The 16,771-nt window shown below is 71.6% G+C and carries 15 protein-coding genes; 10 read left to right on the forward strand and 5 right to left on the reverse strand.

What is annotated here, in order from left to right:
- Window positions 1–136: 136 nt before the first annotated feature.
- The 5 genes from OG242_RS19095 to OG242_RS19115 all read right to left on the reverse strand — a co-directional run bounded on the left by OG242_RS19095 (window position 137) and on the right by OG242_RS19115 (window position 6,905).
- Window positions 137–1,195: a 2-oxoacid:ferredoxin oxidoreductase subunit beta gene (locus OG242_RS19095; protein ID WP_405899326.1), complete on the reverse strand. Its 1,059-nt coding sequence runs from the start codon at window positions 1,193–1,195 to the stop codon at window positions 137–139.
- Window positions 1,188–3,137, reverse strand: a complete 1,950-nt coding sequence (locus OG242_RS19100; protein WP_405899327.1) for a 2-oxoacid:acceptor oxidoreductase subunit alpha — start codon at window positions 3,135–3,137, stop codon at window positions 1,188–1,190. Before OG242_RS19100 ends, OG242_RS19095 begins: the two co-directional genes overlap by 8 nt.
- 262 nt (window positions 3,138–3,399) lie before the next feature.
- Entirely contained in the window at window positions 3,400–4,059 is a 660-nt protein-coding gene (locus tag OG242_RS19105; protein WP_405901658.1) for a LuxR C-terminal-related transcriptional regulator, read from the reverse strand.
- 142 nt (window positions 4,060–4,201) lie between these two features.
- Window positions 4,202–5,557 (reverse strand): sensor histidine kinase, encoded by a 1,356-nt coding sequence (locus OG242_RS19110; protein ID WP_405899328.1) that lies wholly within the window; start codon window positions 5,555–5,557, stop codon window positions 4,202–4,204.
- Between the two features lie 148 nt (window positions 5,558–5,705).
- Window positions 5,706–6,905 (reverse strand): sensor histidine kinase, encoded by a 1,200-nt coding sequence (locus OG242_RS19115; protein WP_405899329.1) that lies wholly within the window; start codon window positions 6,903–6,905, stop codon window positions 5,706–5,708.
- 190 nt (window positions 6,906–7,095) lie between these two features.
- On the opposite strand from OG242_RS19115, the gene OG242_RS19120 reads away from it, so the two are divergent.
- From OG242_RS19120 to OG242_RS19165, 10 genes are read left to right on the forward strand one after another with little or no spacing between them, the layout of a single operon-like run.
- Complete coding sequence (locus OG242_RS19120; protein ID WP_026242586.1) at window positions 7,096–7,512, forward strand: NADH-quinone oxidoreductase subunit A; 417 nt, start codon at window positions 7,096–7,098, stop codon at window positions 7,510–7,512.
- Window positions 7,503–8,138 (forward strand): NADH-quinone oxidoreductase subunit B, encoded by a 636-nt coding sequence (locus OG242_RS19125; protein WP_405899330.1) that lies wholly within the window; start codon window positions 7,503–7,505, stop codon window positions 8,136–8,138. Before OG242_RS19120 ends, OG242_RS19125 begins: the two co-directional genes overlap by 10 nt.
- Window positions 8,135–9,001: an NADH-quinone oxidoreductase subunit C gene (locus tag OG242_RS19130; protein ID WP_405899331.1), complete on the forward strand. Its 867-nt coding sequence runs from the start codon at window positions 8,135–8,137 to the stop codon at window positions 8,999–9,001. The genes OG242_RS19125 and OG242_RS19130 overlap by 4 nt, the downstream gene beginning before the upstream one ends.
- Complete coding sequence (locus tag OG242_RS19135) at window positions 8,998–9,966, forward strand: NADH-quinone oxidoreductase subunit H (protein ID WP_405899332.1); 969 nt, start codon at window positions 8,998–9,000, stop codon at window positions 9,964–9,966. The genes OG242_RS19130 and OG242_RS19135 overlap by 4 nt, the downstream gene beginning before the upstream one ends.
- Window positions 9,966–10,610, forward strand: a complete 645-nt coding sequence (locus tag OG242_RS19140; RefSeq protein WP_405899333.1) for a NuoI/complex I 23 kDa subunit family protein — start codon at window positions 9,966–9,968, stop codon at window positions 10,608–10,610. Before OG242_RS19135 ends, OG242_RS19140 begins: the two co-directional genes overlap by 1 nt.
- Entirely contained in the window at window positions 10,607–11,218 is a 612-nt protein-coding gene (locus OG242_RS19145) for an NADH-quinone oxidoreductase subunit J (protein WP_405899334.1), read from the forward strand. The genes OG242_RS19140 and OG242_RS19145 overlap by 4 nt, the downstream gene beginning before the upstream one ends.
- Window positions 11,218–11,649, forward strand: a complete 432-nt coding sequence (nuoK, locus tag OG242_RS19150) for an NADH-quinone oxidoreductase subunit NuoK (RefSeq protein WP_405899335.1) — start codon at window positions 11,218–11,220, stop codon at window positions 11,647–11,649. The genes OG242_RS19145 and nuoK overlap by 1 nt, the downstream gene beginning before the upstream one ends.
- Window positions 11,646–13,646 (forward strand): NADH-quinone oxidoreductase subunit L, encoded by a 2,001-nt coding sequence (locus tag OG242_RS19155; protein WP_405899336.1) that lies wholly within the window; start codon window positions 11,646–11,648, stop codon window positions 13,644–13,646. Before nuoK ends, OG242_RS19155 begins: the two co-directional genes overlap by 4 nt.
- Before the next feature lie 27 nt (window positions 13,647–13,673).
- The gene (locus OG242_RS19160) at window positions 13,674–15,224 is read left to right on the forward strand and encodes a NuoM family protein (RefSeq protein WP_405901659.1); all 1,551 of its coding nucleotides are present in this window, start codon (window positions 13,674–13,676) and stop codon (window positions 15,222–15,224) included.
- Entirely contained in the window at window positions 15,221–16,735 is a 1,515-nt protein-coding gene (locus OG242_RS19165; protein ID WP_405899337.1) for an NADH-quinone oxidoreductase subunit N, read from the forward strand. The genes OG242_RS19160 and OG242_RS19165 overlap by 4 nt, the downstream gene beginning before the upstream one ends.
- Window positions 16,736–16,771 lie beyond the last annotated feature (36 nt).

Consider the following 16,771-nt stretch of genomic DNA (forward strand, 5'->3'; position numbering starts at 1 on the left):
TTCGCTTCGCTCTCACACCACCTTACGGAATGCGCTAACTAAAAGAAAGCGTCCCTGGTCGCGGACATGCGAGAGCGCGCCGGTCCCGCCCGCGAGGGGCAGGTCCGACGCGCTCGCGCGTATCGGGGGGCCGGCGTCAGCCGACCACCGTCCAGTTGTCGTTCCCGGCGAGCAGCGCGGCCAGGTCGCCCTTGCCGTTGCGCTCCACGGCCAGGTCCAGCTGCTCCGCCATCTTCGTGTCGTACACCGGCCGCTCCACGCTGCGCAGCACCCCGATCGGGGTGTGGTGCAGGGTGTCCGCGTCGGCGAGCCGCGACAGCGCGAACGCCGTCGTCGGGCTGGGCGCGTGCGCGTCGTGGACGAGGATCTGCGACTTGTTGTCCTCGGTGACCGCGACCACCTGCAGGTCCCCGGTCAACGAGTCCCGTACGACACCCTTCGCGCCCTCCGCACCGAAGACGATGGGCTGCCCGTGCTCCAGGCGGATCACCGCCTCCTGCGCCTGGTCCTTGTCCTTCAGGACCTCGAACGCGCCGTCGTTGAAGATGTTGCAGTTCTGGTAGATCTCCACCAGCGCCGTGCCCGGGTGGTCGGCGGCGGCCCGCAGCACGCTGGTGAGGTGCTTGCGGTCGGAGTCGACGGTACGGGCGACGAACGACGCCTCCGCGCCGATCGCCAGCGACACCGGGTTGAACGGGGCGTCCAGCGAGCCCATCGGCGTCGACTTGGTGATCTTGCCCAGCTCGGAGGTGGGGGAGTACTGGCCCTTGGTCAGCCCGTAGATCCGGTTGTTGAACAGCAGGATCTTCAGGTTCACGTTGCGGCGCAGCGCGTGGATCAGGTGGTTGCCGCCGATGGACAGCGCGTCGCCGTCACCCGTGACGACCCAGACCGACAGGTCGCGCCGCGAGGTGGCGAGGCCGGTCGCGATGGACGGGGCGCGGCCGTGGATCGAGTGCATCCCGTACGTGTTCATGTAGTACGGGAAACGCGACGAGCAGCCGATGCCGGAGACGAAGACGATGTTCTCCTTCGCCAGACCGAGGTCGGGCATGAAGCCCTGCACGGCGGCGAGGACCGCGTAGTCACCGCAGCCGGGGCACCAGCGCACTTCCTGGTCGGACTTGAAGTCCTTCATGGACTGCTTCGCCTCGGCCTTGGGCACCAGCTGGAGCAGTTCGTTCGTCTCAGGCATCGATGGCCTCCTCAAGAGCTGCCGCGAGCTGCTCGGCCTTGAACGGCATGCCGTTGACCTGGTTGTAACTGTGCGCGTCCACCAGGTACTTGGCGCGGATGAGCGTGGCCAGCTGCCCCAGGTTCATCTCGGGGACGACCACCTTGTCGTAACGCTTCAGGACCTCGCCCAGATTCCGCGGGAACGGGTTGATGTGGCGCAGATGGGCCTGGGCGATGGAGCGCCCCGAGGCGCGCAGCCGGCGCACGGCGGCGGTGATCGGGCCGTACGTGGAGCCCCAGCCCAGGACCAGCGTCTTCGCGTCCGCCGGGTCGTCGACCTCCACGTCCGGGACCTCGATGCCGTCCACCTTGGCCTGGCGGGTGCGGACCATGAAGTCGTGGTTGGCGGGGTCGTACGAGATGTTGCCGGTGCCGTCCTGCTTCTCGATGCCGCCGATGCGGTGTTCGAGACCGGGCGTGCCCGGGACCGCCCACGGGCGGGCCAGCGTCTGCGGGTCGCGCTTGTACGGCCAGAACACCTCGGTGCCGTCGGCCAGTTCGTGGTTCGGGCCGCCCGCGAACTGGACGCGCAGGTCCGGGAGCTGGTCGAGCTCCGGGATGCGCCAGGGCTCGGAGCCGTTGGCCAGGTAGCCGTCGGAGAGCAGGAAGACCGGGGTGCGGTAGGTCAGGGCGATCCGGGCCGCGTCCAGCGCCGCGTCGAAGCAGTCGGCCGGGGTGCGCGGGGCCACGATCGGCACCGGGGCCTCGCCGTTGCGCCCGTACATCGCCTGGAGCAGGTCGGCCTGCTCGGTCTTGGTGGGCAGCCCGGTGGACGGGCCGCCGCGCTGGATGTCGATGATGAGCAGCGGCAGTTCGAGCGAGACGGCGAGCCCGATGGTCTCCGACTTCAGGGCCACACCGGGCCCGGACGTCGTCGTCACGGCCAGCGCCCCGCCGAACGCGGCGCCCAGCGCGGCCCCGATGCCCGCGATCTCGTCCTCGGCCTGGAAGGTGCGCACGCCGAAGTTCTTGTGCTTGCTCAGCTCGTGCAGGATGTCGGAGGCCGGGGTGATCGGGTACGAGCCGAGGTAGACCGGCAGGTCCGCCTGGCGGCCGGCCGCGATCAGGCCGTAGGACAGGGCGAGGTTCCCCGAGATGTTGCGGTACGTGCCGGTGGGGAAGGCCTGCGAGGCCGGCGCGACCTCGTAGCTGACGGCGAAGTCCTCCGTCGTCTCGCCGAAGTTCCACCCGGCCCGGAAGGCCGTCACGTTCGCCTCGGCGATCTGCGGCTTCTTGGCGAACTTCGCCCGCAGGAACGCCTCGGTGCCCTCGGTCGGCCGGTGGTACATCCAGGACAGCAGCCCGAGCGCGAACATGTTCTTCGAGCGCTCGGCCTCCTTGCGGGAGAGCCCGAACTCCTTCAGCGCCTCGATCGTCAGCGTGGTCAGCGGCACCGGATGGATGTTGTACGCCTCCAGCGAGCCGTCCTCCAGCGGGTTGGTCTCGTACCCCACCTTCGCCATCGGCCGCTTCGTGAACTCATCGGTGTTCACGATGATTTCTGCCCCGCGCGGCACATCGGCGATGTTCGCCCTCAGGGCCGCCGGGTTCATCGCGACCAGCACGTTCGGCGCGTCGCCCGGGGTCAGGATGTCGTGGTCGGCGAAGTGCAGCTGGAACGACGAGACCCCCGGCAGGGTGCCTGCGGGGGCGCGGATCTCGGCGGGGAAGTTGGGCAGCGTGGACAGGTCGTTCCCGAAGGACGCCGTCTCCGAGGTGAACCGGTCACCCGTGAGCTGCATGCCGTCACCCGAGTCACCCGCGAAGCGGATGATCACCCGGTCCAGACGGCGGATCTCTTTTCCGCCGGTGCCGGCGGTCCGGGGGGCGCGCTGTCCCCCCACGAGCGTCTCACCGGCTTCGTCGGCCTGTTCGGCTGTGCTACTGACCTGGCTGGCCACTTACTGGACCTCCCTCGGACGGCGGCTCGGAACCGTCCGGCCCGCCGGAGGTTCCCCGCCCACCCTACGTCTGTGAGGGTCGCCTTCCTGGGGCCGATCACATGGTGGACGGCGTTTTGAGACGCTGTGATTCTGGATGCTGAGACGTTTCCCGGCGCTGTTCCGTCATGATTCACCAGCCGCCTGGTTCCCCGTCGGACCCTCGCTGGAGACACACCCGCCCGCGTCGGTCCCGGCAGCCCGTCAGGCGGCCGGAGAGGCCTCAGGAGTTCAGATACGTCAGCACCGCCAGCACCCGGCGGTGGTCGCCCACGCTCGGGGCCAGGCCCAGCTTCTGGAAGATGTTGCTGACGTGCTTCTCCACCGCCCCGTCGCTCACCACCAGCTGCTTGGCCACCGCGGAGTTCGTACGCCCCTCGGCCATCAGGCCCAGCACCTCGCGCTCACGCGGCGTCAGCCCGGCCAGCACGTCCTGCTTGCGGCTGCGGCCCAGCAGCTGCGCCACCACCTCGGGGTCCAGCGCCGTACCGCCCTGCGCCACCCGGACCACCGCGTCCACGAACTCCCGGACCTCTGCGACCCGGTCCTTCAGCAGATACCCGACGCCCCGGCTCGACCCGGCCAGCAGCTCGGTGGCGTACTGCTCCTCCACGTACTGCGACAGGACCAGCACCCCGATCCCCGGGTAGTCCCGGCGCAGCCGCACCGCCGCCCGGACGCCCTCGTCGGTGTGGGTCGGGGGCATCCGCACGTCCGCGACCACCACGTCCGGCAGCGCGTCCTGCCCGGCGAGGTCCCCGATCGTCTTGATCAGCGCCTCCGCGTCCCCGACCCCCGCGACGACGTCGTGCCCGAGATCGGTCAGCAGCCGGGTCAGTCCCTCCCGCAGCAGTACCGAATCCTCGGCGATCACCACACGCACCCTGTCCTCCACCACGACGCTGTTTCCCCCGCTGCTCGCTTGCCGACCGGACTTGTACGCCGTCCAGCATCCCAGTAACGGCAGGGACGTCGCGAACGTTCGCGGGGTTGAGCTCAGTGGTGCCGTGCCGTGAAGTCGTCGGTCAGCCGCGCCAGGGCAGCTCGGCGGTGACCTTCGTCGGACCGCCCGCCGGCGAATCGACGACCAGGACCCCGTCCACCGCGTCCAGCCGCTCGGTCAGCCCGGCGAGCCCGCTGCCGGCCGTCGGGTCGGCGCCGCCGCGCCCGTCGTCGGTCACCTGGAGCAGCAGCCGGTCCTCCGTGCGCCACACGTCGACCGAGGCGCGGGTGGCGCCGGAGTGCTTGCTGACGTTCTGGAGGAGCTCGGAGACCGTGAAGTACGCGATGCCCTCGATGGCCTGCGCCGGCCGCGAGGCCAGATCCACCTCGACGGTCACGGGGACCGTGCAGCGGGAGGCGATGGCGGACAGCGCGGCGTCCAGGCCGCGGTCGGTGAGGACGGCCGGGTGGATGCCCCGGGCCAGGTCGCGCAGCTCCTGGAGGGCGACCTTCACCTCGCCGTGCGCCTCGTCCACCATGCGCGCGGCGGCCTCCGGGTCGGCGGTCAGCTTCTCCTTCGCGAGGCCCAGGTCCATGGCGAGGGCGACGAGCCTGGCCTGCGCCCCGTCGTGCAGATCGCGCTCGATGCGGCGCAGGTCGGCCGCGGCCGTGTCCACGACGACACCCCGGTCGGACTCCAGCTCCGTCACGCGCTCCGCCAGCCGGGACGGGCCGAGCAGCCCCGTCACCATCAGCCGGTCCACGGTCGCCAGGCCCCGGATCACCCAGGGGGAGAGGAGGACGATGCCCAGGCCCAGGCCGGCGGTCAGCGCCAGGTCGGCGGCCGAGTCGAGGTACACCTCGTGCTGGCTGTCTCCGTACAGCTGGATGCCCGTGACGCCGGCGTGCGAGGGGACCGCCCAGTGCCACAGCGGGTAGGTGAGCGCCGCCCAGCCCCACGCCTGGAGCGTCAGCGAGAGGCAGAACGCGAAGACCGCCCACGGGAAGTGCATCAGCGCGTACAGCAGGTGGCGCCAGGACACCCCGCTCTTGAGGACCGCGCCGATCCAGGACATCAGCCCGCCCTTCCGCCCGCGCACCGGCGCCGGGTCGGCCACGTCCACCCCGAGCAGCGCCCGCGCCCGGGTCCGCTCCAGCATTCCGAAGCCCCGGCACATGACCAGCCCGGCGGCCAGCACCGGGATGCCGATGAAGGTGACGAGGAGCCCCGCGCCCAGCGAGATCATCGTGATCGCGAAGGTGAACAGCACGATGCTGATCGGCAGGCTGAGCAGCAGGTAGCAGAACTCGCGCCAGGTCCTGCCCGCCACGGGCGCCCGCAGCGCGGCCGGCAGGACGTGCCGCTTCGACGGCCGCTCCGCGAGGCCGCTGCCCGACCGCTGGGGGTCCCGTGTGTCCGGTCCGTATGCCGTGGCCATGGGTTCCGTCCGTTTCTGCTTCGTGGTCCGTGAACGTGCGTGCGTTCTGTACTTCATGCGTGCGTTCTGTACTTCAAGGGTGCGGGGCGGCGCGCCGCCGCACCATGAGGACGGTCTCCGTCTCGGACCGGGGGTTTTCCCCACCCCGTCACGCGGTGTGCGTGCGGGCCGCGCTCTTCTCCGTCTCCCGGTCGCGCCACGGCAGTTCCGCCGTGACGGTCGTCGGGCCGCCGGCGGGGGAGTCGAGTACGAAGACCCCGTCGACGGCGTCCAGCCGCTCCGCGAGCCCCGCCATTCCCGTACCGCCATCCATCGAGGCCCCGCCCCGGCCGTCGTCGCCGACCTGGATCAGCAGCCGGTCGCCGGAACGCCACACGTCGACGGACGCCGTACGGGCCCCGCTGTGCTTGCTGACGTTCTGGAGGAGCTCCGAGACCGTGAAGTACGCGATGCCCTCGATGGCCTGCGCGGGTCGCCCCGGAAGATCCACCCGTACGGTGACGGGCACCGTGCAGCGGGAGGCGATGGCGGACAGCGCGGCGTCCAGGCCGCGGTCGGTGAGGACGGCCGGGTGGATGCCCCGGGCCAGGTCGCGCAGTTCCTGGAGGGCGACCTTCACCTCGCCGTGCGCCTCGTCCACCATGCGCGCGGCGGCCTCCGGATCGTCGGTCAGCTTCTCCTTGGCCAGGCCGAGCCCCATGGCGAGGGCGACGAGCCTGGCCTGCGCCCCGTCGTGCAGATCGCGCTCGATGCGGCGCAGGTCGGCCGCGGCCGTGTCGACGACCACGCCCCGGTCCGACTCGAGCTCGGCGATGCGGCGTTCGAGGTCGTCGGAGGGGGAGAGCAGCCCGCGCACCATGGCCCGGTCCGCGTTGGCCAGGAGCCGGGCCGTATAGGGGAGCGCCGGCCACACGACGAGGCAGACGAGCGTCACCGCGAAGGTGAGGATGCCCCACGGCAGCCGTACGAACGAGTACAGCACCGTCCGCCAGGCGACCGGGTCGCGCAGACCGCTCCACAGCCAGGCGAAGAACCCGTTCTCCCGGCGGCCCAGGGCGAGCGGGCTGGGCTCGTCGACCCGGACCCCGAGCAGCTTCCGGGCCCGGGCCCGCTCGGCCCGCCCGATCAGCCGCGACCCCTGCAGCCCGGCGGCGAGCAGCGGCAGCCCGACGACCGTGACCGCGAGGCCCACACCGATCGCGATCATCAACACTGTGTAAACAAACCCGACGATCGCCATCGGCAGATTGGCGAGGAGGTGCGCGACCTCCTTCCACGTCCACCGGCCGAAGGCGAAGCGGACGGGAGGGGGCCCGTCGTCGGAGGGCACCTGGGGGCTCATGGTCATACGACCAGCCTGCCGGGCGCGGCATGCGGATGCCATGGGGCTCGTGGGTGAGGTGAAGTAGGGATATCCCCACCCGTGCCTCACCCGTTCCCCGTCCGTTGCCCGACGCAACTGCTTACCCGCCCTTTACAGGGCCTAGACTCCCGTGCGTACAGATCGTCGAACGGGGTCGAGGGAGCGAGGGGCGGACGTGGCGGACCTACCGGGTGTGGCGCCCACGCGGGCGGTGCTCGCGTCCTCGGACTACTTCCACAGCTACTCGGTGGTCGGACTGCTCGCCCTGGTCGGCGTCCTGTTCGTCGCGGTCGCCTTCGGCGCCGGCCGGCTGCTGCGCCCCGTCGTCCCGACGCCGGAGAAGCTCCTCACCTACGAGTGCGGCGTGGACCCCGTCGGCGAGGGCTGGGCCCACACCCAGGTCCGTTACTACGTCTACGCGTTCCTGTACGTGATCTTCGCCGTGGACTCGATCTTCCTGTTCCCCTGGGCGACGGTCTTCGCTGCTCCGGGCTACGGCGCGACCACGCTGGTGGAAATGTTCATCTTCCTCGGTTTCCTGGCCGTGGGACTGCTCTACGCATGGAAGAAGGGCGTCCTCGAATGGACGTGACGAGCCCGTCGTCCGCAGGGGCGGGGGACGAACCCGCCGCCGTACCCACGTTCCTCCCGGAACCGAAGCGCCTGGGCGTCCTGTCCCGGCTCGCGCCGGAACCGATGAAGGTGGTCCTCAACTGGGGCCGCCGCTACAGCCTCTGGGTCTTCAACTTCGGACTCGCCTGCTGCGCCATCGAATTCATCGCCGCCTCCATGGCACGCCACGACTTCATCCGGCTCGGCGTCATCCCCTTCGCGCCGGGCCCGCGCCAGGCCGACCTCATGATCGTCTCCGGCACGGTGACGGACAAGATGGCCCCGGCGGTCAAGCGCCTGTACGAGCAGATGCCCGAACCCAAGTACGTCATCTCCTTCGGCGCCTGCTCCAACTGCGGCGGCCCGTACTGGGACTCGTACTCCGTCACCAAGGGCGTCGACCAGATCATCCCGGTCGACGTCTACGTCCCGGGCTGCCCGCCCCGCCCGGAGGCGCTGCTCCAGGGCATCCTGAAGCTCCAGGAGAAGATCGCGCGCGAGTCGCTGGGCGAGCGTTACGCCGAGGCCGCGGGCGGCCGCCCCTCCACAGCGGCCCTGCGCAGCGGCCTGGTGACCCCGCCTCCGGACGCGGGGGAGGGCAAGTGACCGCCCCCTTCGACCGGCTCCCGGACGCCGTCACCGAGATCTTCGGCGAGGACGCCACCGCCGAGCAGGCGTACGACCTCCTCACGGTCGACGTCCCGCCCGCCGCGTGGATCACCGCCCTGGAAACGGCCCGCGACGCCCTCGGCTGCACGTACTTCGACTGGCTGAGCGCGGTGGACGAGCCGGGCACGGGCTTCCGGGTCTGCGCCCATGTGGCGGCGCTGCCGTCCGCCGGGGCCGGTGTCCGCCGGCTGCTGGTCCGTACGACGGTGCCGCACGAGGCCCCGGTCCTGCCGACGGCTGTCGGTGTGTACGCGGGCGCCGCCTGGCACGAACGCGAGACGCACGAGATGTTCGGCGTCGACTTCGAGGACCACCCGCACCTGGTCCCCCTGCTCCTCCCCGAGGGCTTCGAGGGCCACCCCCTGCGCAAGGACTTCGTCCTGGCCGCCCGCGTGGCGAAGGCCTGGCCGGGCGCGAAGGAACCGGGCGAGTCCGAACACGGCGGCCCGAAGCGCCGCACCATGCTCCCGCCCGGCGTCCCGGACCCGAACGAGTGGGGCCCCCTGAAGGGCCAGCTCCCGCCGGCCCCGGCGCGCCCGGCGCGGCGTACCCGCACGGCGGGCGAGACGGCCGCCGGAACCCCGCCGGAGGCCCCGGCGACCCGCCCGCGCCGCAGCCGCAGCGCATCCCAGGGCTCGGCGAGCCAGCGGGACACGGGGACGCCGGAGACGCCGGACGCCCCGTGGCACGAGCCGGGCCAAAACCAGCCCCTCCGGCGTTCGAGGAGCGGGGGCACGGGGGCGGAGCCCCCGGTTCGACCCGACACCGGCACCCCCGACAACGGAGGCGATCAAGAGTGACCGACGCACTGGACGTCGCCCTCCGCATCGTCATCGTCTTCGCCGTCTTCCTGGTCCTCCCCCTCGTCGTGGGCCAGACCGAGCACAAGGTCATGGCCCACATGCAGGGCCGCCTCGGCCCCATGTACGCGGGCGGCTTCCACGGCTGGGCCCAGCTCGTCGCCGACGGAGTGAAGTTCGCGCAGAAGGAGGACATCGTCCCCGCCGGCGCCGACCGCAAGGTCTTCCGCCTCGCGCCGGCCGTGGCCCTCCTCCCGTATCTGCTCGTACTCGTCGCCATCCCGATCGGCCCGGGCGAGGGCGCGGTCGGCCAGGTCGTCGACGCGGGCATCTTCTTCGTGCTCGCCGTCATGGGCGTCGGCGTACTCGGCTCGCTGATGGCCGGCTGGGCGTCGGCGAACAAGTTCTCCCTGCTCGGCGGCCTCCGTACCGCCGCCCAACTCCTCGCGTACGAGCTGCCGATGCTGCTCGCCGCCGCCTCGGTGGCGATGGCGGCCGGCACGGTGTCCCTGCCCGGCATCCTCGACGCGTTCGAGTGGTGGTGGCTGCCCTGGCAGATCATCGGCGCACTGGTCTTCTTCGTGGCGGGGCTCGCCGAACTCCAGCGGCCCCCGTTCGACATGCCGGTCGCCGACTCGGAGATCATCTTCGGCGCGTACACCGAGTACACCGGCCTCCGCTTCGCGCTGTTCCTGCTCGCCGAGTACGCCGGCATCGTCGTGCTCTGCGGGCTGACCACCGTGCTGTTCCTCGGCGGCTGGCACGGACCGCTGGGCGCCGACGGACTCGGCTGGGTCTGGACCCTGCTGAAGACCGGCATCCTCGCGTTCGTCGTGATCTGGCTGCGGGTCACCTACCCGCGCCTGCGCGAGGACCAGCTGCAGAAGCTCGCCTGGACGACCCTCATCCCGCTCGCTCTCGCGCAGATCGCGCTCACCGGCATCGTGAAGGTGGCGATCAACTAGTGCCCCCGATCCCCGGCTCAGGTCTGGCCAAGGGCCTCGCCGTCACCCTGCGGACGATGACGAAGAAGACCGTCACCGCCCAGTACCCGGACGTGCAGCCCGAACTCCCGCCCCGCTCCCGCGGCGTCATCGCGCTGTTCGAGGAGAACTGCACGGTCTGCATGCTCTGCGCCCGCGAGTGCCCCGACTGGTGCATCTACATCGACTCGCACAAGGAGACGGTGCCCGCGGCGGCCCCGGGCGGCCGCGAACGCAGCCGCAACGTGCTGGACCGCTTCGCGATCGACTTCTCGCTCTGCATGTACTGCGGCATCTGCATCGAGGTGTGCCCGTTCGACGCGCTGTTCTGGTCGCCGGAGTTCGAGTACGCGGAGACGGACATCCTCGACCTCACCCATGAGCGCGACAAGCTGCGCGACTGGATGTGGACGGTCCCCGAGCCGCCCGCGCTCGACCCGCACGCCGAGGAGCCGAAGGAGATCGCCGCCGCCCGCAAGACGGCCGACAAACTCCGCGCCCAGCGGGAACAGCAGGCACAAGAGGCACAGCAGGCACAGGAAGCCGCCGCAGAGGCAGATGCAGCACAGCCGGACGCAGCACAGCCGGACGCAGCACAGCCGGACGCAGGGGAGGGCGACGCATGATCACCGCCCTCGGCGCCTCCGGCGCCACCGCGGCCCCCGGCTTCCTCTCCCCGACCGGCGTCGAGATCGCCTTCGTCCTCGTCGGCATCGCCACCCTCGGCGCGGCCCTGGTGACCGTCACGACCAGGCAGCTGGTGCACGCCGCCCTCTGGCTGATCGTGGCGCTCGGCGGCCTCGCCGTCGAGTACCTCCTGCTCACGGCGGAGTTCATCGCCTGGGTGCAGGTACTGATCTACGTGGGTTCCGTCGTCGTCCTCCTCCTGTTCGGGCTGATGCTCACCAGAGCCCCGATCGGCCGCTCCCCGGACGCCGACTCGGAGAACCGGTGGGCCGCCCTCGCGGTCGCCGTCGCCTCCGCCGGCACCCTGGTCTGGGTCGTCGTGGACGCCTTCCGTACGACGTGGATCGCCCTGGACGGGCCCGCCCAGGGCTCCACCGAAGCCACCGGCTCCTTCCTCTTCCGGAACTGGGTGCTCCCCTTCGAGGCGCTCTCCGTCCTGCTGCTCGCCGCCCTGGTCGGCGCGATCGTCCTCTCCCGCAAGGGCGGCAGGGCCGACGCCGGGGCCACCGGCCGACAGGACCAGAGCAACCGAGAGGACAAGCGCTGATGCACCTCGCCTATCCCGCCGTGCTCGCCGCCCTCCTCTTCTGCACCGGGCTGTACGGAGTCCTCGCCCGCCGCAACGCGATCCTCGTCCTGATGTCCGTCGAGCTGATGCTCAACGCCGTCAACCTCAACCTGGTCGCCTTCGACGTCTGGCTCCGCGACCGCCTGCACTCCGGCCAGGCCCTCACCCTGTTCACCATCGCCATCGCGGCGGCGGAGATCGGCATCGGCCTGGCGATCGTCCTCGCCGTGTACCGCAACCGCGGCAGCTCCGCCGTCGACCGCCTCCGCGACACCGCCGAGACCGACGAGGCCGAGACGGTCCCGGCCGGCGACGACGAGGACGACGACCCGGCGGACACCGACGGCCGCCCCGAAGACCAGGCCACTGCTGCGGCAGGGAAGGCAAAGAAGGCAGAGGCCACCCCGTGACCACCACGACCCTCGCCGTCCTCGTCCCCCTCCTCCCGTTCCTGGCGGCCGCGGCCGGCCTGCTCATCGGCCGCACCGCGCCCGAGTACGTGCGCCCGCTCGCCGTCCTGCCCACCCTCGCCTCGCTCGTCCTCGCGGCCGTGGTCGCCTCGCGCCAGGGCGGCGGCCGGGCCATCGACGCGGCGACCCAGCTCACCCCCACCGGCTCCGTCCCCATCGACCTCGCCCTGCACCTCGACGGCTTCGCCGTCCTGGTCGCCGTGCTGGTCGCCCTGGTCGCGAGCTGTGTGCAGATCTACTCGACCGCGTACCTGCGCGACGACCCCCGCTACCCCTCGTACGCGGCGCTCGTCTCCCTCTTCACCTCCGCGATGCTGCTCGTCGTCTACTCCGGCGACCTGATGGTGCTCCTGGTCGGCTGGGAGGTCATGGGCATCTGCTCGTACTTCCTGGTCGGCCACTACTGGGAGACGCCCGAGGCGCGCGCCGCTTCCCTGAAGGCGTTCCTGGTCACCAAGCTCGGCGACGTCCCCTTCCTCATCGGCCTGTTCGCGCTCGCCGCCGACACCGGCTCCTTCCGCATCACCCGCGTCCTGGGCGCCGTCGCCCACGGCGGCCTCGATCACCCCACCGTCATCGCGCTCCTCCTCCTGGCCGGGGTCGCGGGCAAGTCCGCGCAGTTCCCCCTGCACACCTGGCTGCCCGACGCCATGGCCGGCCCCACCCCCGTCTCGGCGCTGATCCACGCGGCGACGATGGTCGCCGCCGGCATCTACTTCGTGGCCCGGCTCCTCCCCGTCTTCGCGTCCTCCGGCGCCGCCCTCGTCGTCCTCGCCGTGATGGCCGCAGTCACGATGATCGGATCCGGGCTCGCCGCCCTCGCCCAGGACGACATCAAGCGCGTCCTCGCCTACTCGACCATCGGGCAGCTCGGCTACATGTCCGGTGCCCTGGCCGTCGGCGACCGCGGGGCCGCCGTCTTCCACCTCGTCTCGCACGGTGCCTTCAAGGCGGTCCTCTTCCTCGCGGCCGGCGTCGTCATCCACGCCGCCGGCACCAACTCCCTGGCCGCCATGTCCCGGATGAGCGGCCTCGCCCGGCGCATCCCGGACGCCTACTGGACGATGACCGTCGCGCTGCTCGCGCTGGCCGCCATCCCCCCGTTCGCCGGCTTCTTCTCCAAGGAAGCCGTCCTCGTCGCCGCCGAACACACCGCGCTCGGCCACCGGCACGTCGCCCCGGCCGCCGCCGGCTGGACGGTCCTCGTCGCCGGGCTGCTGGCCGCCGTGCTCACCGCCGCCTACGCCACCCGGCTCTGGCTCCTCGCCTTCCGCGGCCGGGGCGCCGAGGCCCCCGACCACGGCAAGCAGCCCGTCGCCATGACCGCCGTCCTGTGGGTGCTGGCCGTCCCGACCATCGCCCTCGGGCTGAGCGTCGGCGTGATCGGCGACTGGTTCGACGGCCACCGCCTGGTCCCCTCGCTGACCACCGCCGTCCTGTCCACCGGCGTCGGCCTCGTCGGCGGCCTGGTCACCTACGGGGCGTGGCGCCACACCACCGCACTCGCCGCCCGCGTCCCCATGGGTTCGGTCGTCGCCCACCCCGACGCGGAACCGGCCCTCGTCGAGATCGAGGCCATCGAGGCCCGCACCGCCGCCTACGGCCCGGCCGGGGACGCGCCCGACCCCGCCGACCCCGGACGCCTGCTCCTCGGCCCGCTCCACCGCCACGCGGCCACCGGCTTCCACCTCGACGCCCTGTACGCGGCCCTGTTCGTCCGCCCCGTCCAGGCCGCGGCACGCCTCGTCCGCTTCCTGGACCGCGAGGTCGTCGAGACCTACGTACGCGGCTCCGCCACCGGCGCACGCTGGCTCGGCACGGCCGTCCGCCGCGCCCAGACCGGCAACGTGCAGACCTACCTCAGCGCACTGCTGGCCGGTTCCCTGGTCCTGGCGGTCGCCGCCGTCGTCTTCGCCAACGTCAACGCGGGGTCCTGAGCCGTGATCGATATCAGCGCATCCGTGATGCAGTTCCTTCTGGCGTTCGTCGTCGTCGGCCCGCTCATCGGCGCCGTAGCCGCCCTGCTCCCCGCTCCACCCGGGCTGAAGGGCCGCAGCCCCGACCAGGCCGTGCTCCGCCACGGCGTGACCGTCACCGGGGTCATCCTCCTGGCGACCCTCGTGCTGGCCGCCGGCTTCGACCACGACCACCCGTCGAAGATGCAGGCCACGACCGACATCAGCTGGATCCCGGCGCTGGACGTACGCATCCACCTCGGCATCGACGGCATCTCGCTCCCCCTGCTCGTACTGACCGCGCTGCTGACCTTCCTCTGCGCGCTCTACAGCTACTTCAAGCTGCCCGAAGGACCCTCCCCGAAGGCCTTCGTCGCGCTGATCCTCCTCCTGGAGTCCGGCACCCTCGCCACCTTCGCCGTCCTCGACCTGATCCTGTTCTTCCTGGCGTTCGAGATGGTGCTCATCCCGATGTACTTCCTCATCGCCCGATGGGGCGGTGCGGGGAGGCAGGCCGCGGCCTGGAAATTCATCCTCTACACACTGCTCGGCTCGGTCGTCATGCTGCTGGGCCTGCTCCTCGTCGGACTGAAGAGCGGCACCTTCGACATGGTGGCACTCGCCACTGACAACGGCCGCGGGCTCACCTCGTCCGTGCAGGTCACCGCCGTTCTGGCGATCGGAATCGGGCTCGCCGTGAAGACCCCGATGTGGCCGCTGCACAGCTGGCTGCCCGACGCCCACACCGCCGCCCCCACGGTCGGCTCCGTGCTCCTCGCGGGCGTCCTGCTGAAGATGGGCACATACGGGTTCGTCCGCATCCTGCTCCCGGTCGCCCCCGACGGGATGCACACCTTCGCCCCGTACCTCGCGGCCTTCGCCGTCGCCGGGATCGTCTACGGATCGCTCGCCTGCCTGGCGCTCGCCCGGCCCGGCGCCAAGGGCGACCTGAAACGGCTCATCGCGTACTCCTCCGTCGGCCACATGGGCTTCGTCCTCCTCGGCATCGCGAGCATGACCCCCACCGGCGTCAACGGCGCGCTCTTCGCCAACATCGCCCACGGGCTTATCACCGGCCTGCTGTTCTTCCTGGTCGGCGCGGTCAAGGACCGGTACGGCACCGCCGACCTGGACACCCTCGCCGGGGCAACCGGCGCCGCGCTCTACGGCCGCGCGCCCCGCCTCGGCGGCCTCCTCGCGTTCGCCGCGATCGCCTCCCTCGGCCTGCCCGGACTCGCCGGGTTCTGGGGCGAGATGCTCGCCCTGTTCGGCGCGTTCGACCCGGCCGCCGGGCTGAGCAGGCCCGCCTTCCTGACGTTCATGTCGATCGCCGCGTTCGGCACCCTGCTCACCGCCGCGTACCTCCTGATCGTCGTCCGCCGCGTCTGCATGGGCGCGAACCGCGACGAACCCCGGGCCATCGCCGACGTGCAGAGCTACGAATTCGCCGCCTGGACCCCCCTCGCGGCCCTCACCGTCCTCGCCGGCCTGTGGCCCGCCGTCCTCCTCGGCCTCACCGACCCGGCCGTGCAGAAGCTCCTCGCAGGAGGCAAGTCGTGACCACAGCGGCCGAGAGCGCCACCAGCCTCGTCCAGTCCGTCGACTGGCTCGCCATCGCGCCCCCGGTCACCGCCGCGGCCGTCGCCCTCGTCGTCCTGGTCGCCGACCTCTTCGTCCCCGAGGCCCGCAAACCGCTCCTCGGCTACGGGGCCGTCGCCGGACTCGTCGCCGCGCTCGCCCTGATCGTCCCGCTCCACGCGGGCGACCGCTCCACCTTCTGCCTCACCACGGGCAGCCACGCGTGCAGCTACACCGCCGACCACTTCACCCTGGTCATCCAGGCCCTCGTGCTCGGCGGCGCCCTGCTCACCGCGCTGCTCTCCATCGGCGACACCCGCAAGCTCCCGGCCGGCGAGTTCTGGTTCCTGCTGCTGTCGTCCGCCGCCGGAGCCGCGCTGCTGCCCGCCTCCCGGGACCTCGCCACGCTGGTCATCGCCCTCGAAGTCGCCTCGCTGCCCGCGTTCGCCCTTGTCGGCATCAAGCGCGGCGACCGCCGCTCCTCCGAGGCCGCGCTGAAGTTCTTTCTGTCCTCCGTGGTCGCCACCGCCGTGATGCTCCTGGGCGTCAGCTTCGTGTACGCGGCCACCGGCACCCTGCACCTCACCGACCTGGCCGGCCGCCTCGACCACGTCGACCCCGCGCTCTCCACCCTCGCCGGGGCGGGCGTCGCCCTCACCCTCGTCGGCTTCGCCTTCAAGACGGCCGCCGCGCCCTTCCACTTCTGGGTGCCCGACACCTACGTCGGCGCCCCGCTGCCCGTCGCCGCCTACCTCTCGGTGGTCGGCAAGGCGGTCGGCTTCACCGGCCTCATCCTCGTCACCGTGGTCGCCTTCCCGGCGTACGCGGACGTGTGGGGCCCCGCCCTCGCGGTCCTCGCCGCGCTCACGATGACCGTCGGCAACGTCGCCGCGCTGCGCCAGAGCGCTTCCCGCGCGCGCAGCGCCGTACGCCTGCTCGCCTGGTCCTCCGTCGCCCAGGCCGGGTACCTGCTCGTCCCCGTAGCCGCCGCCGCGTACGCCGGTGAGCGCAGGATCGGCTCCACCGTCGCGTACGCCCTCATGTACGCCGTCGTGAACCTCGGCGCGTTCGCGGTGGCCGCCCTGGTGGCCCGTAGCCACCCCGGCAACCGCGTCGACGACTACCGAGGCCTGTACGCCGCCCGGCCCCTGGCCGCCCTCGCGCTGGCCTTCTTCCTGCTGTGCCTCGCCGGTCTGCCGCCGGGCATCATCGGCCTGTTCGCGAAGGTCACGGTCTTCTCCGCCGCCGTCGACGCCGGCCTCGGCTGGCTCGCCGTCGTCATGGCCGTCAACGTCGTGGTCGCGCTGTACTACTACCTCCGGTGGACCGCCGCGCTCTTCCGCGACCCCTCCGAGAAGGAGACCGAGCCCGCCGTACGGCACCGGGTTCCGGCACCGCTGACCGCGGCGATCGTCCTCACGGCCGCCGCCGGAGTCGTCCTGTCGGGCGCTCCGCAGACCGTCCTCAGATTCGCCGGCGTCAACCTCTTCTGACATCGTTCACCAGTTCGAGCGACGGCAAGATCGGTT

Source organism: Streptomyces sp. NBC_00727 (assembly GCF_045161745.1).
In the GTDB taxonomy this organism is placed as follows: domain Bacteria; phylum Actinomycetota; class Actinomycetes; order Streptomycetales; family Streptomycetaceae; genus Streptomyces.

Bases quoted from the DNA above. Each gene is read 5' to 3' on its own strand.
- OG242_RS19095 (WP_405899326.1), bottom strand. From the start codon at position 1,195: ATGCCTGAGACGAACGAACTGCTCCAGCTGGTGCCCAAGGCCGAGGCG.
- OG242_RS19110 (WP_405899328.1), bottom strand. From the start codon at position 5,557: ATGGCCACGGCATACGGACCGGACACACGGGACCCCCAGCGGTCGGGC.
- OG242_RS19115 (WP_405899329.1), bottom strand. From the start codon at position 6,905: ATGACCATGAGCCCCCAGGTGCCCTCCGACGACGGGCCCCCTCCCGTC.
- OG242_RS19125 (WP_405899330.1), top strand. From the start codon at position 7,503: ATGGACGTGACGAGCCCGTCGTCCGCAGGGGCGGGGGACGAACCCGCC.
- OG242_RS19145 (WP_405899334.1), top strand. From the start codon at position 10,607: ATGATCACCGCCCTCGGCGCCTCCGGCGCCACCGCGGCCCCCGGCTTC.
- nuoK (WP_405899335.1), top strand. From the start codon at position 11,218: ATGCACCTCGCCTATCCCGCCGTGCTCGCCGCCCTCCTCTTCTGCACC.
- OG242_RS19160 (WP_405901659.1), top strand. From the start codon at position 13,674: ATGCAGTTCCTTCTGGCGTTCGTCGTCGTCGGCCCGCTCATCGGCGCC.